The organism is Pluralibacter gergoviae ATCC 33028 = NBRC 105706, assembly GCF_001598855.1.
Classification (GTDB): domain Bacteria; phylum Pseudomonadota; class Gammaproteobacteria; order Enterobacterales; family Enterobacteriaceae; genus Pluralibacter; species Pluralibacter gergoviae.
On the sequence record NZ_BCZS01000013.1, the window covers coordinates 43,452 to 58,528 of the forward strand.

Genomic DNA, 15,077 nt, shown 5'->3' on the forward strand with positions numbered 1-15,077 from the left:
ATATCAGTCAGTTACTCTTCCTGGCGTGCGCCGCGGGCCGACAGCCGCAGGACTCGCCGATTTCCAGTTCAAAATCAAATTCGCAGCGCTCGGGCTCGCCGTCCCACTGCTTGAGCATCTCAATCGCCTTTCTGGCCATGCTGATGACCGGCTGACGAACGGCGGTCAGCGAGGGGACGTTAAAGGCGGACTCGACGGTGCCGTTGAAGCATACCAGGGCCAGATCGTCCGGCACGGACAGTCCGTGCCCGGCGAGGGCGCGCAGGCAGCCAAAGGCCTGCTGCTCATTGGTGGCGAACAGCGCCCGGGGCAGCGTGCCGGCCAGCATACGCTGCGCGGCATCGTAGCCGCCCTGGCGGGTGTAGTCCGTGGCAAAGATCCTGGCCGGATCCGGCGTCAGTCCCGCCTCTTCCAGCGCCTGCCGCCAGCCGCTGATGCGATCCTGCGTGTTCAGCATCTCCAGCGGTCCGCAAATGATGGCTATCTCGCGGTAGCCGTGTTCAATCAGATGGCGAGTCGCCTGCCAGGCGGCGCGCTGCTCGTTAACCTGAATCGCGCTGACCTGCAGCTCCGGCGCCACCCGATCCAGCATCACCAGCGGCGTACCGCTGGCCTGGATCATCTCAATCCACGGATGGCGGTCAACGCTGGTGTAAATCAGGCCGTCCACCTGGCGATGCAGCAGGTTATTGACCAGCTCGCGCTCGCGCACGCGGTCGTCGCCCGCGTCCCCCAGCAGCAGAACCCGACCGTCGGCAAACGCCTCCTGCTGCAGGGCGTGCGCCATCGAAGAGATAAACGGGTTGGCGATGTTTGGCACCACCAGCCCGTAAGTACGGGTGGTGCCGCTGGCCAGCGCCCTGGCGATGCCGTTGGGGCGGTAGCCCGTTTTTTTAATGGCCGCCAGCACGCGCTCGCGGGTGGCGGGCGCTACCGGGCGCGGGCCGTTGTTGATGACGTAGCTCACAACGGCCACGGATGTACCGGCTTCTCTGGCGATGTCGGCGCGGGTAACGCGCCGCACGAGGGGCTTGCTCACTGAATACCTGCTCTGGTTGGGGCTATTAGCGCCACAGCATAAAGCTTTGCCGGTTGATTGAGAATCAAATGGCGTCTTCCGGCAGGTTCAGATCGCGGCCGCGGGTTTCCGGTGCAAAAAAGGTCGTCACCAGACCAATGCCTGCCATCACGGCGAAATAGAGGGCAATGGGCCACCAGTGGCCGGTCCACGACAGCAGCGCCGAGGCGATCAGCGGCGCGGTGCCGCCGGACAAAATGGAGCCCAGCTCTTTGGCAAACGCCATCTTGGTATAGCGGTTGGTGACGCCGAACAGCTCAACGCCCCACGCCGCCTGTACGCCAAAAATGCCCAGCGACGCCAGCCCCATGCCCACCACGATGGTCGGAATAATTATCGCCGGATTCAGGGAGTCCAGCAGCATAAAGGCCGGGAAGGCGTAGATCATCAGCAGCAGACAGAACCAGCGGTAGACGATGCGGCGACCAAAGCGATCCGAGAGCCAGCCGGCGAACGGGATGATGGCGAAGCCCGCGATGGAGGCGATAAGCACCGCCAGCGTCGGCACCGACTTATCCACCATCAGTACTTTCGCCACGTAGCCGATGATGAAGCCCTGGGCGAGGTAGGAGGGGCCGTTCTCGCCGATGCGCAGGCCGACCATGGTCCAGAAGGCGCGGGTACGCTGCCAGAAGGGGCGAGTATCCTGCTGCTGCTGCGCCAGACCTTTTTCCAGACTCTGCCTGCGCTGTTCGGCCAGCAGCGCCTTCTGGCGCTCAAATACCGGCGTTTCCCGCAGCTGGTGGCGGATGACCAGCGCCACGGCAGCGATCAGAAAGCTGCACAGGAACGGAATGCGCCAGCCCCAGGAGAGTAGGGCGGCTTTGTCCATCTGCAGCACCAGTAGCCAGGTCAGCGAGGCGAGCAGGGTGCCGCTGTTGGAGCCGAGGCCGATGATCGACGATATCAGCCCGCGGCGTTTTACTGGCGCATACTCGCCGAGCATTACGGTGCCGCCGGAGAGCTCCGCGCCCGCGCCCAGCCCCTGAGAGAAGCGGAGGATAACGAGACAGACGGGTGCCCAGACGCCGATCTGCGCATAGGCGGGGATAAGGCCAATCAGGGTCGTGGAAACGCCCATCAGGGCGATGGTGATCACCATTACCAGCTTGCGGCCGTAGCGATCGCCGATCCAGCCGAACAGCAGGGCGCCGATTGGCCGGGCGATAAAGCCCACCGAGTAGGCGGCAAAACTTGAGAGCAGCGCCATTACCGGCGTCGCGTCCGGGAAAAAGACGTCGCCGAAAATGATCCCGGCCGCCAGGCCATAGAGAGCAAAGTCGGCATATTCCATGGTGGTGCCAAGCCAGCAGGAGAAGGTGGCGCGAATAAAGTCGCGTTTGCCTTCCGGCGTCGCCAGCCGCTCTTCCGCCGCGTGCTGCGCGTCCGGAGAGGATTGAGAGAGGGGTGTCGTTGTCATTGGATACTCGCAGTCATCAGATCGCGCTCAGTGTATCTACGCGCGTAGATTGATCAAATAAATCGTCCGGAAATGAGACTACGGTAACTAAATGACGTGAAAATGACGCAATAAAAAAGGCCCGCGCCTGTGCGCGGGCCCTTCAGCAAAGCGGGGAAGTTACAGGCCGGCGGCTTCGCGCAGCAGCGCGGCTTTGTCGGTTTTCTCCCACGGGAAGGTTTCGCGACCGAAGTGGCCGTAAGCGGCGGTCTCTTTGTAGATCGGGTGCAGCAGATCCAGCATCTGAATCAGGCCGTACGGGCGCAGGTCGAAGAACTCGCGCACCAGCAGGGTCAGCTGCTCGGTCGGGATTTTTTCCGTGCCGAAGGTTTCGACCATGATGGAGGTCGGTTCGGCCACGCCGATGGCGTAGGAGACCTGAATTTCGCAGCGGTCGGCAAGGCCTGCGGCAACGATGTTTTTCGCCACGTAGCGGGCTGCGTAGGCGGCAGAGCGGTCAACTTTTGACGGATCCTTACCGGAGAAGGCGCCGCCGCCGTGGCGGGCCATGCCGCCGTAGGTGTCAACGATGATTTTACGGCCGGTCAGACCACAGTCGCCCATCGGGCCGCCGATCACGAAGCGACCGGTCGGGTTGATGAAGTATTTGGTGGCGCTGTTGAGCCACTCGGTCGGCAGAACCGGCTTGATGATCTCTTCCATCACCGCTTCCTGCAGCGACTTCTGATCGATAGATTCGGCGTGCTGAGTGGAAAGTACCACGGCGTCGATGCCGACGATTTTGCCACCGTCATACTGGAAGGTGACCTGGCTCTTGGCATCCGGACGCAGCCACGGCAGGGTGCCGTTTTTACGCACTTCGGCCTGACGCTCAACCAGACGGTGCGCGTAGGTGATTGGCGCCGGCATCAGCACGTCGGTTTCATTGGTGGCATAGCCAAACATCAGGCCCTGGTCGCCCGCGCCCTGCTCAAGCGGGTCGGCGCGGTCAACGCCCTGATTGATGTCCGGCGACTGCTTGCCGATGGCGCTCAGCACGGCGCAGGAGTTGGCATCAAAGCCCATATCGGAATGCACATAGCCAATCTCGCGAACCGTATCGCGCGCGATCTGCTCGATATCAACCCACGCGCTGGTGGTGACCTCGCCGCCTACCAGCACCATGCCGGTTTTAACGTAGGTTTCACAGGCAACGCGCGCTTTCGGATCCTGAGCCAGGATGGCATCGAGGACGGCGTCGGAGATCTGGTCAGCAATTTTGTCAGGATGCCCTTCAGATACGGACTCGGACGTAAAGAGGTGTTTTGCCATATTTAATATTACCTGAGGAATTTGGTTAGCTCAGACGCGCGTATAGCAGATTGAAGATGATTGCAGAATACACGCAGGAAGTCTGAGTGTTAATCGGTATAGATGGATTAACATCTGGATGGCTATTCTAGGTCAGTTGCGCGACCAAACGCCAGTTTTTTTTGATTTGCGTCGCACCAGAATGCAAAAGAGGGCTGGAAATTTTTCCTGACACTGTTGAAAGCGTGCGCAATTTTGTTTTGCTTTTTAGCCCGCTTCCCGGTATAAAACGCCGCGCGCGGCTCATATAAAAAGCACACGTTGGTTCCCCTCGTGTCGCCACTTCCGGCCGGGCAAAGCAGTGTTTATTTGGGCTTTAGCTTGTCGCTGGTCTCAGGAGGCCGGCGTGGAGGTGATACGAGATAATGAACCGCCGTTCTTCGCTGAATCTGTCGTACCGTTCCGGTGCGCGTCTGTTCCCCGCATCCTGCATCAATAGCGTGCAAATCTGCCGCCGTATTTCCCATCACGGCACATCTCAGGACTCCAGAGCCGGTCAGGCCCTGCGATAACTGGACAAGGGCGCTCCTTTCCGGGAGTTTTCTCGTGGTTTCTCCGGCGGCCTGTACGCCCCGGATACGTGTATTCCTAATTGATATGAACATGAAACCGGTCGCACCGGCGGCTTTTCAGCATTCTCTGCTGGATTGCGGCGCCGTATATGGGTTGTTATCACCTGGTAACATTGCGATAGTAGTTTGCTCTGCGATAGAAGTTTGCTGTTTTACACTTTCAACAGTCAGTGAGGTTCGCTATGTCTGACGACATGACTTTCTCTTCCCCATCGTCAGCAGGCGATCAGGGTGTACTACGTTCCATGCAGGAGGTGGCTATGAACTCCCAGGAAGCCAGCAAGATGCTGCGCACCTACAACATCGCCTGGTGGGGCAACAATTACTACGACGTCAACGAGCTCGGGCACATTAGCGTCTGCCCGGACCCGGACGTGCCCAACGCCTGCGTCGATCTGGCGCAGCTGGTCAAGGCCCGCGAGGCCCAGGGCCAGCGCCTGCCGGCGCTGTTCTGCTTCCCGCAGATCCTCCAGCACCGCCTGCGCTCCATCAACGCCGCCTTCAAGCGCGCCCGCGAGTCGTACGGCTACAGCGGCGACTACTTCCTGGTTTATCCGATTAAGGTCAACCAGCATCGCCGGGTGATTGAGTCTCTGATCCACTCCGGCGAACCGCTGGGGCTGGAGGCGGGGTCGAAGGCCGAACTGATGGCCGTCCTGGCCCACGCCGGGATGACCCGCAGCGTCATCGTCTGCAACGGCTACAAAGACCGGGAGTACATTCGCCTGGCGCTGATCGGCGAGAAGATGGGCCACAAGGTCTATCTGGTTATCGAGAAAATGTCCGAGATTGCCATCGTGCTGGAAGAGGCGGAGCGCCTCAACGTGGTGCCGCGCCTCGGCGTGCGCGCGCGTCTGGCCTCTCAGGGCTCCGGCAAGTGGCAGTCCTCCGGCGGCGAGAAGTCGAAGTTCGGCCTCGCGGCAACCCAGGTGCTGCAGCTGGTGGAAACCCTGCGCGCCGCGGGCCGCCTCGACAGCCTGCAGCTGCTGCACTTCCATCTTGGGTCGCAGATGGCCAATATTCGCGATATCGCCACCGGCGTGCGCGAGTCCGCGCGCTTCTACGTCGAGCTGCACAAGCTGGGCGTCAATATCCAGTGCTTCGACGTCGGCGGCGGTCTGGGCGTGGACTACGAGGGCACCCGCTCCCAGTCCGACTGCTCGGTGAACTACGGCCTCAATGAATACGCCAACAATATTATCTGGGCGATTGGCGACGCCTGCGAAGAGAACGGCCTGCCGCACCCGACGGTGATCACCGAGTCGGGCCGGGCGGTGACCGCGCACCACACCGTGCTGGTCTCCAACATCATTGGCGTTGAGCGCAACGAATACACCACCCCCTCGGCCCCCGAGGCCGATGCCGCGCGTCCGCTGCAGAACATGTGGGAAACCTGGCAGGAGATGAACGAGCCGGGCACCCGCCGCTCCCTGCGCGAGTGGCTGCACGACAGCCAGATGGACCTGCATGATATTCACGTTGGCTACTCTTCGGGTAACTTCACCCTGCAGGAGCGGGCGTGGGCCGAGCAGCTCTATCTGAGCATCTGCCGCGAAGTGCAGAAGCAGCTCGATCCGAGCAACCGCGCGCACCGGCCAATCATCGACGAGCTGCAGGAGCGGATGGCGGACAAGATGTACGTCAACTTCTCTCTGTTCCAGTCGATGCCGGATGCCTGGGGCATTGACCAGCTGTTCCCGGTGCTGCCGCTGGAAGGGCTGAACCACGCCCCGGAGCGCCGCGCGGTGCTGCTGGACATTACCTGCGACTCCGACGGGGCTATCGACCACTATGTAGACGGCGACGGCATCGCGACCACCATGCCTATGCCGGAGTACGATCCGGAGAACCCGCCGATGCTGGGCTTCTTTATGGTCGGCGCCTATCAGGAAATTCTCGGCAACATGCACAACCTGTTCGGCGACACCGAGGCGGTTGACGTGTTCGTCTTCCCGGACGGCAGCGTGGAGGTGGAGCTTTCCGACGAGGGCGATACCGTGGCGGACATGCTGGCCTACGTGCAGCTGGATGCCAAAACCCTGCTGATCCAGTTCCGCGATCAGGTGAAGCAGACCGGGCTGGACGAGGCGCTGCAGCAGCAGTTCCTGGAAGAGTTCGAGGCGGGGCTGTACGGATATACTTATCTGGAAGACGAGTAGAGCGGTTGCATTGCCCGGATCCCCTCTCCCCTCCAGGGAGAGGGGCCGGGTGAGGGGAGCCCCCCTTGAATCCGCATAAATTTGCAGCGATAATCCGCCGCATAAGCTGTAGCAAAATTGAAACCCTTCCTCGTCGGGCCTAACGACGCGGAGGGGTTTTTTTATTTATCTCATTAACGACTCGAGGTCATTTCAATGAGCACTTTAGGTCATCAGTACGACAACTCTCTGGTATCGAACGCTTTTGGTTTTTTACGCCTGCCGCTGAACTTCCAGCCCTACGACAGCGACGCCGAGTGGGTGATCACCGGCGTACCGTTTGATATGGCCACCTCCGGGCGCGCCGGCGGCCGCCACGGCCCGGCGGCGATCCGCCAGGTGTCCACTAACCTCGCCTGGGAGCACTACCGCTTCCCGTGGAACTTCGACATGCGCGAGCGCCTGAACGTGGTGGACTGCGGTGACCTGGTGTACGCCTTTGGCGACGCCCGTGAGATGAGCGAAAAGCTGCAGGCCCACGCCGAGCGCCTGCTGGCGGCCGGCAAGCGCATGCTCTCCTTCGGCGGCGACCACTTTGTCACCCTGCCGCTGCTGCGCGCCCACGCGAAGCACTTCGGCAAAATGGCGCTGGTGCATTTTGACGCCCACACCGACACCTACGCCAACGGCTGCGAATTCGATCACGGCACCATGTTCTACACCGCGCCGAATGAGGGCCTGATTGACCCGAACCACTCGGTGCAAATCGGCATCCGTACCGAGTTTGATAAAGACAACGGCTTTACCGTGCTCGACGCCTGCCAGGTGAACGATCGCGGCGTGGACGACATCATCGCCCAGGTGAAGCAGATCGTCGGCGACATGCCGGTGTACCTGACCTTTGACATCGACTGTCTCGATCCGGCCTTCGCGCCGGGCACCGGCACGCCGGTGATCGGCGGCCTGACCTCCGATCGCGCCATTAAGCTGGTGCGCGGCCTTAAGGATCTGAATATCGTCGGTATGGATGTTGTGGAAGTGGCCCCGGCCTATGACCAGTCGGAGATCACTGCCCTGGCGGCAGCGACCCTGGCTCTGGAGATGCTTTACATTCAGGCGGCGAAGAAAGGCGAGTAATCGCGGGCAGAGAAAGAAACGCCTCTTCGGTGAATGAAGAGGCGTTTTTGTTTTTAGAAGACGTTGAACGGATAATCGACGAACACGCGGATCTCGTTACCGCTGGAGTTGTAGTCGCTGGCGTTGTTGGAGACGCGCAGCACCGAGTAGCGGACCTTGAACTTCAGATCTTTTGCCGGGCCGTCCTGTACCTGGTACTGCACCTGGTTGAACCACTCGTGCTCTTTACCGTTGCTGGTGGCAGAGGTTTTGATGTTATCCCCGTTGACGTAGGCGGTGGTCCAGCTCAGGCCGGGAAGTCCCAGGCCGCTCAGGTCCAGACCGTAAGAGGCCTGCCATGAGCGCTCATCTTCGCCGTTAAAATCTGACCAGTAGGAGTTCGCCAGCCAGATGGTGTTGCCGCCGTCGCCGACGCCGCCTTTATTGCGGTAGCCGCCGTAGTTATAGCCGGTACTGCCGTTGTTCTGCTGCCAGGCGAACATAAAGGTGTGGATGTCCCAGATGTAGCTGGCCGCCAGGCTCCAGATGGTGTTGTTACGGCCGGTATCCAGCTCGTTGGCGTAGCCGCGCTTCAGGCGGGAGTTGTAGCCGTTGAAATCCAGTACCAGCTGCTGGCCGGTGGCGAACGGCTGCTTGAAGTTCAGGCCCAGGTACTGTTTGTTAAGGACGTTTTCAACGTTGGACGCGTAAAACGCGCCGCTGAATTGATCGTTGAATTTGTAGTTGGCGCCGCCGAAGGTCATGCTCTTCAGGCCGCTGTTGTGGCGATCGTCACTCTTGCGCTGCTCGTCGGTGAAATAACCGGCGTTCACGTCCAGGCCTTCAATTTCCTGCGAGGTTAACAGCGTACCGGTGTAGGTTTCCTGCAGCAGACGCGAATCATCGGCGTACAGGATAGGCAGCACCGGGTTCTGGGTACCGTAGCTCAGGACGGTATTTGAGAAGCGCATTTTGGCGGCAGCGCCAAATTTCGCCAGGTTGCTTTTAGCCTTGCCATCGTCGTTCTGCTTGAAGAAGTCGATGCCGCCCGCGCCGCTGCGGCCGCGGCCGCCGTCGAGGCGTACGGCATACTGCGCGATACCGTCAACGCCGAAGCCAACCACGCCCTCAGTAAAGCCGGATTTGAAGGTGGTGATGATCCCCTGGCCCCATTCGGCTTTATCTTCCAGCCCGTCCTGATAATCACGTTTAATATAGGCGTTGCGCAGCAGGACATCTAAATGACTGTCGTCGACAAAGCCTTTACTATCAGATTGCTGGCTGGCGATGGCCGGTACGGCGGCCATTAATCCTAAGGCGATTAATGAAATTTGTTTTTTCACTGAGGAACGTCTCTTATTAACTGTTGTCAAAGTGAGTTGCTGTGTAACGGGAAGTTACCTGAATAATGAAGGAATGCAATAACAATATGCGTATGTCTTATTGCTATGATAGCAGGAGACGTGGTATGCGCCAGCTGGGGTTGGAATATTTAATCTGTTACTAATTAGGCTTTTTTAAAGCATAATAAATGTATTTTTAGGCGGGGTTGTGAAATATTATTCTGCGCTGATATTAGTCGTCGAATGAATCGCTTATTAACGAAGTAAGCCCGATTTAACGATATATGCTCTTAAATTAGCATTTGGTGCTATACATAAAGTGGGAGGCATTACGCCTCCCGCAGCGATCAGTTAATTCCGTCAGCTTTCATCCGATCGCGAATGTGCTGGGCGCGCTCTTCGGACGCCGGGTGATCGTCAAACATGGTGCTCTGACGCCCCGCTTCCTGCTTCGCCAGTTTCTCGAAGCTGGTGGCCAGGCCTGCCGGGCTGATGCCGCGCTTGCGCAGCAGGTCGTAGGAGTAATCGTCGGCCTGCGACTCCTGGCGCTGCGAGAACTGAGCGTTGACCAGCTTCTCGCCAAGATCCCCAAGCTGTGACTGGGAGAGGCTGCCTATCGTGCCGCCCGCCGAGGCGACGGCAACGCGCACGGCATTGGTGCTCAGCTGAACCTGCATGCCCTTTTTCACGTGCCCAAGCGCCACGTGGCCCATTTCGTGACCAATTACCGCTTCGACTTCATTGTCGTTCATCATATCCATCAGGCCGCTGTAAACGCGGATGCAGCCGTTAGCCATAGCGAAGGCGTTGACGTCTTTGGTGACGTACACCTTATAGTTCACCGGCTGACCGTTAATGTTGTCGCCAAGGGCGGCGGCGATTTTATTCAGCCGCTGGGCGTAGTCGCTGCCCGCGGCGGCAATGGTGGCCTTGCTGTCCATTTCAGTACAGGCCTTGTCGCTCAGCTCTTTCACCTGGGCATCGGTCAGGGTGTAGGCTTGCAGCGCCTCGGCCCCGGAGCTCATCAATCCGTTGGAATCCATGTTCTGACAGCCGGTTAACGCACCCGCTATCCCCAGAGCAACTAGTAAGCTACGAATGTTCATCGTTATTTTCCATCAATGAGTATCAACGCCATTTGAATTGTCGGCCGCCACGCTGTGCGAGACAGTGTGCTCAGTATGGCGGTGCGCCCAGTATAAAGAATAGCGATCCGTACTGGCGAGCAGATTGCGTACAGCGATTCTGCAATGCGGATATTTCCCAGGTGGCGCGAGGATGCTCCATGTACATGCTTAATCGCTTGAGTTACATTGTTGGCACATTTTTCCGGCGTAGCCTAAAACGCGCTGTCGTCAAGGCGTTTTATGCAGGGCCTTCAACAGTACGAACTGGAGTCAAAATGTCCTCACGTAAAGAGCTTGCTAATGCTATTCGTGCGCTGAGCATGGACGCAGTACAGAAAGCCAAATCCGGTCACCCGGGTGCCCCGATGGGTATGGCCGACATTGCCGAAGTCCTGTGGCGTGATTTCATGAACCACAACCCGCAGAACCCTTCCTGGGCCGATCGCGACCGCTTCGTGCTGTCGAACGGCCACGGCTCCATGCTGATTTACAGCCTGCTGCACCTCACCGGCTATGATCTGCCGATGTCCGAGCTGCAGAACTTCCGCCAGCTGCACTCTAAGACTCCGGGCCACCCGGAAGTGGGTTACACTCCCGGTGTTGAAACCACCACCGGTCCGCTGGGCCAGGGCATTGCTAACGCGGTAGGTATGGCTATCGCCGAGAAAACCCTGGCGGCGCAGTTCAACCGTCCGGGCCACGATATCGTGGACCACTTCACCTACGCCTTCATGGGCGACGGCTGCATGATGGAAGGGATCTCCCACGAAGTGTGCTCCCTTGCGGGCACGCTGAAGCTGGGCAAGCTGGTGGCGTTCTATGACGACAACGGTATCTCCATCGACGGTCACGTTGAAGGCTGGTTCACCGACGATACCGCGAAGCGCTTTGAAGCCTACGGCTGGCACGTGGTGCGCGGCGTTGACGGTCACGATGCTGATGCGATTAAGCGCGCGGTGGAAGAGGCGCGTGCGGTTACCGACAAGCCGTCCCTGCTGATGTGCAAAACGATTATCGGCTTCGGCTCCCCGAACAAGCAGGGCACCCACGACTCCCACGGCGCGCCGCTGGGCGACGCTGAGATCGCGCTGACCCGCGAAGCGCTTGGCTGGAAATACGGTCCGTTTGAGATCCCGTCTGAAATCTACGCCCAGTGGGATGCAAAAGAAGCAGGTCAGGCGAAAGAGTCCGCGTGGAACGACAAGTTTGCCGCCTACGCTAAAGCCTTCCCGCAGGAAGCCGCTGAGTTTACCCGCCGCATGAAGGGCGAGATGCCGGCCGACTTCGACGCTAAGGCTAACGAGTTCATCGCGAAGCTGCAGGCGAACCCGGCGAAAATCGCCAGCCGCAAGGCGTCCCAGAATGCGATCGAAGCCTTCGGTCCGCTGCTGCCGGAATTCCTCGGCGGCTCCGCTGACCTGGCGCCGTCGAACCTGACCCTGTGGTCCGGTTCAAAAGCCATTAACGAAGATACTGCCGGTAACTACATCCACTACGGCGTGCGCGAATTCGGCATGACCGCGATCGCCAACGGTATCTCCCTGCACGGCGGTTTCCTGCCGTACACCTCTACCTTCCTGATGTTCGTTGAATACGCCCGCAACGCGGCGCGCATGGCGGCGCTGATGAAGGTGCGTCAGGTGATGGTCTACACCCACGACTCCATCGGTCTTGGCGAAGATGGCCCGACTCACCAGCCGGTAGAGCAGGTGGCTTCTCTGCGCCTGACCCCGAACATGTCCACCTGGCGTCCGTGTGACCAGGTTGAGTCTGCGGCGGCGTGGAAGTTCGGCGTTGAGCGCGCGGACGGCCCGACTGCGCTGATCCTCTCCCGCCAGAACCTGGCCCAGCAGGAGCGTTCTGAGCAGCAGCTGAAAGATATCGCCCGCGGCGGTTACGTGCTGAAAGATTCTGACGGTCAGCCGCAGGTTATCTTCATCGCCACCGGTTCCGAAGTTGAGCTGGCGGTTGCGGCCTGGGAGAAGCTGACCGCCGAAGGCGTGAAGGCGCGCGTGGTCTCCATGCCGTCTACCGATACCTTCGACAAGCAGGATGCGGCCTACCGCGAATCCGTACTGCCGAAAGCGGTCAGCGCGCGCGTTGCCGTTGAGGCGGGTATCGCCGACTACTGGTTCAAGTACGTGGGCCTGAACGGCGCTATCGTCGGTATGACCACCTTCGGCGAATCTGCCCCGGCAGAGCAACTGTTTGAAGAGTTCGGCTTTACCGTCGAGAACGTGCTGGCTAAGGCGAAAGAACTGCTGTAATGCCCGTTTCCTCTCCCTCGGGGAGAGGAATATAGACGAGCCTCTCCTGCGGGAGAGGCGCTTTTGTTTTGGCTGTTTTCTTTTCTTCAGATCAAATGTGAACCCGCTGTAAATTATTCCTGCGAAAATGTGATGTACATCAGATAACGTACACCTTCCTCTGGACAACCATTCCTTTTATTCCTCGTTTCGATTACTCTGGCTGAAGCGTTTCAGTCGATTAAATGTTCGACAATTAAGCAATCAGTCGCCGTTTGCGGCGGCAGGCATTCCCTTCTGCGCAAGGCTGGATTAGGCTTTCAGCCACCGTAATCAGGGAGTGCATTGCAGGAGACTTATGACCGTACGCGTAGCGATTAATGGTTTTGGCCGCATTGGACGTAACGTGGTCCGCGCTCTGTATGAAACCGGGCGCCGGCCGGAAATTACCGTGGTGGCCATCAATGAACTGGCTGATGCTGCGGGCATCGCGCACCTGCTGAAGTACGACACCAGCCACGGCCGCTTCGCGCTGGACGTGCGTCAGGAGCGGGAGCAGCTGTTCGTTGGCGACGATACCATCCGCCTGCTGCATGAGCGGACCATTGCGGCGCTGCCCTGGCGCGAGCTGGGCGTTGACGTGGTGCTGGACTGCACCGGCGTATACGGCAGCCGCGAAGACGGCGAGGCGCACCTGGCGGCGGGCGCGAAGAAAGTGCTCTTTTCACATCCCGGCAGCAGCGATCTTGACGCGACGGTGGTCTACGGCGTTAACCACGACGAGCTGCGCGGCGAACACCGCATCGTCTCCAATGCTTCCTGCACCACCAACTGCATTATTCCGGTGATTAAGCTGCTGGACGACGCCTTTGGCATCGAGTCCGGCACCGTCACCACTATCCACTCGGCGATGCACGATCAGCAGGTGATTGACGCCTACCACCCTGACCTCAGGCGCACGCGCGCGGCCAGCCAGTCAATCATCCCGGTGGATACCAAACTGTCGGCGGGCATCACCCGCATTTTTCCGCAGTTTAATGACCGTTTTGAGGCGATTGCCGTGCGCGTGCCGACCATTAACGTCACCGCCATCGACCTGAGCGTTACCGTGAAGCATCCGGTAAAAGCCTGCGAAGTCAACCTGTTGCTGCAAAAAGCGGCGCAGGGGGCATTTCATGGTATAGTTGACTATACGGAATTACCGTTGGTCTCCACTGATTTTAACCACGATCCGCACAGCGCTATCGTTGATGGCACCCAGACGCGGGTGAGTGGGGCGCATCTGATCAAAACGCTGGTCTGGTGCGACAATGAATGGGGCTTTGCTAACCGCATGATCGACACGACGTTAGCAATGGCCGCCACAGGTTTCAGGTAAGGCGTGAAGACGCCTGCAAAACTTTAGAATCAATAAGAGGATTCACCATGTCTGTAATTAAGATGACCGATCTGGATCTGGCTGGGAAACGCGTTTTTATCCGTGCGGATCTGAACGTACCGGTTAAAGAGGGCAAAGTGACCAGCGATGCGCGTATCCGCGCCTCTCTGCCGACTATCGAGCTGGCCCTGAAACAGGGTGCTAAAGTGATGGTCACTTCCCATCTGGGTCGTCCGACTGAAGGCGAGTACAACGAAGAGTTCTCTCTGCTGCCGGTGGTTAATTACCTGAAAGACAAGCTCTCAAGCCCGGTACGTCTGGTAAAAGATTACCTCGACGGCGTTGACGTGGCTGCCGGCGAGCTGGTGGTTCTGGAAAACGTTCGCTTTAACAAAGGCGAGAAAAAAGACGACGAAGCGCTCTCCAAAAAATACGCCGCCCTGTGCGACGTGTTCGTGATGGATGCCTTCGGCACCGCGCACCGCGCGCAGGCCTCGACTCACGGCATCGGCAAGTTTGCTGACGTCGCCTGTGCGGGCCCGCTGCTGGCGGCTGAGCTGGAAGCGCTGGGTAAAGCGCTGAAAGAGCCGGCGCGTCCGATGGTGGCTATCGTGGGCGGCTCTAAAGTCTCTACCAAACTGACCGTGCTGGATTCCCTGTCCAAAATCGCCGATCAGCTGATTGTCGGCGGCGGTATTGCCAATACCTTCGTTGCCGCTCAGGGCCACAACGTGGGTAAATCCCTGTATGAAGCAGACCTGGTTGACGAAGCTAAGCGCCTGCTCAGCACCTGCGATATCCCGGTTCCGACCGACGTGCGCGTGGCGACCGAGTTCTCCGAAACTGCGCCGGCGACCCTGAAGTCCGTTAACGACATCAAAGACGACGAGCAGATCCTGGACCTCGGCGACGTTTCTGCCCAGAAGCTGGCTGATATCCTGAAAAATGCCAAAACCATTCTGTGGAACGGCCCGGTTGGCGTCTTCGAGTTCCCGAACTTCCGTAAAGGCACCGAAATCGTCGCTAACGCTATCGCCGACAGCGAAGGCTTCTCCATCGCCGGCGGCGGCGATACCCTGGCGGCTATCGACCTGTTCGGTATCGCAGACAAAATCTCCTACATCTCCACCGGCGGCGGCGCGTTCCTCGAATTCGTCGAAGGCAAGGTTCTGCCGGCGGTCGCCATGCTCGAAGAGCGTGCTAAGAAGTAAGTTTGTTCAGGCGGGGTAACCCGCCTGTTTTTTGCAGGCTGTTGGTACGCATGTGTCCAGTCAGCAACCCTTTTCAACGGTCGAAGATACAGATACAG

At 59.1% G+C, this 15,077-nt stretch carries 12 protein-coding genes; 7 read left to right on the plus strand and 5 right to left on the minus strand.

Translation table 11 applies throughout. From position 1 onward, the window contains the following. Positions 1–7: 7 nt before the first annotated feature. From ENGE1_RS14205 to metK, 3 genes are all read right to left on the minus strand, one after another. Positions 8–1,039, minus strand: a complete 1,032-nt coding sequence (locus ENGE1_RS14205) for a LacI family DNA-binding transcriptional regulator (protein WP_048254063.1) — start codon at positions 1,037–1,039, stop codon at positions 8–10. A gap of 64 nt (positions 1,040–1,103) precedes the next feature. Continuing rightward, on the minus strand, positions 1,104–2,498 hold the full coding sequence (locus ENGE1_RS14210) for an MFS transporter (RefSeq protein WP_048254064.1): 1,395 nt from the start codon (positions 2,496–2,498) through the stop codon (positions 1,104–1,106). A 159-nt stretch (positions 2,499–2,657) separates the two neighbouring features. After that, positions 2,658–3,809, minus strand: a complete 1,152-nt coding sequence (metK, locus tag ENGE1_RS14215) for a methionine adenosyltransferase (RefSeq protein ID WP_043082090.1) — start codon at positions 3,807–3,809, stop codon at positions 2,658–2,660. A 404-nt stretch (positions 3,810–4,213) separates the two neighbouring features. On the opposite strand from metK, the gene ENGE1_RS29565 reads away from it, so the two are divergent. From ENGE1_RS29565 to speB, 4 genes are all read left to right on the plus strand, one after another. Next, positions 4,214–4,360 (plus strand): hypothetical protein, encoded by a 147-nt coding sequence (locus tag ENGE1_RS29565; RefSeq protein ID WP_420030080.1) that lies wholly within the window; start codon positions 4,214–4,216, stop codon positions 4,358–4,360. 91 nt (positions 4,361–4,451) lie between these two features. Then, on the plus strand, positions 4,452–4,610 hold the full coding sequence (yqgB, locus tag ENGE1_RS28470; protein ID WP_269465014.1) for an acid stress response protein YqgB: 159 nt from the start codon (positions 4,452–4,454) through the stop codon (positions 4,608–4,610). After that, on the plus strand, positions 4,603–6,579 hold the full coding sequence (gene speA, locus ENGE1_RS14220) for a biosynthetic arginine decarboxylase (RefSeq protein WP_072051229.1): 1,977 nt from the start codon (positions 4,603–4,605) through the stop codon (positions 6,577–6,579). The genes yqgB and speA overlap by 8 nt, the downstream gene beginning before the upstream one ends. Positions 6,580–6,774: 195 nt before the next feature. After that, positions 6,775–7,695 carry an agmatinase gene (gene speB / locus ENGE1_RS14225; protein ID WP_043082092.1) on the plus strand — a complete coding sequence of 307 codons (921 nt, stop codon included), beginning with the start codon at positions 6,775–6,777 and terminating at the stop codon, positions 7,693–7,695. Positions 7,696–7,748: 53 nt separating this feature from the next. Here speB and ENGE1_RS14230 read toward each other — a convergent pair whose 3' ends face one another. Then, a complete protein-coding gene (locus tag ENGE1_RS14230; protein WP_043082093.1) occupies positions 7,749–9,017 on the minus strand; it encodes an OprD family outer membrane porin in 1,269 nt (422 codons plus the stop codon). A 347-nt stretch (positions 9,018–9,364) separates the two neighbouring features. Beyond that, entirely contained in the window at positions 9,365–10,123 is a 759-nt protein-coding gene (gene loiP, locus ENGE1_RS14235; RefSeq protein ID WP_043082094.1) for a metalloprotease LoiP, read from the minus strand. A 296-nt stretch (positions 10,124–10,419) separates the two neighbouring features. Between loiP and tkt the strand changes: the two genes are divergently transcribed. The 3 genes from tkt to pgk all read left to right on the plus strand — a co-directional run bounded on the left by tkt (position 10,420) and on the right by pgk (position 14,979). Further along, a complete protein-coding gene (tkt, locus tag ENGE1_RS14240; RefSeq protein WP_048254066.1) occupies positions 10,420–12,411 on the plus strand; it encodes a transketolase in 1,992 nt (663 codons plus the stop codon). A gap of 337 nt (positions 12,412–12,748) precedes the next feature. After that, the gene (epd, locus tag ENGE1_RS14245; protein ID WP_043082096.1) at positions 12,749–13,768 is read left to right on the plus strand and encodes an erythrose-4-phosphate dehydrogenase; all 1,020 of its coding nucleotides are present in this window, start codon (positions 12,749–12,751) and stop codon (positions 13,766–13,768) included. 47 nt (positions 13,769–13,815) lie between these two features. Next, on the plus strand, positions 13,816–14,979 hold the full coding sequence (gene pgk, locus ENGE1_RS14250) for a phosphoglycerate kinase (protein ID WP_043082097.1): 1,164 nt from the start codon (positions 13,816–13,818) through the stop codon (positions 14,977–14,979). The last annotated feature ends 98 nt before the right edge of the window (positions 14,980–15,077 follow it).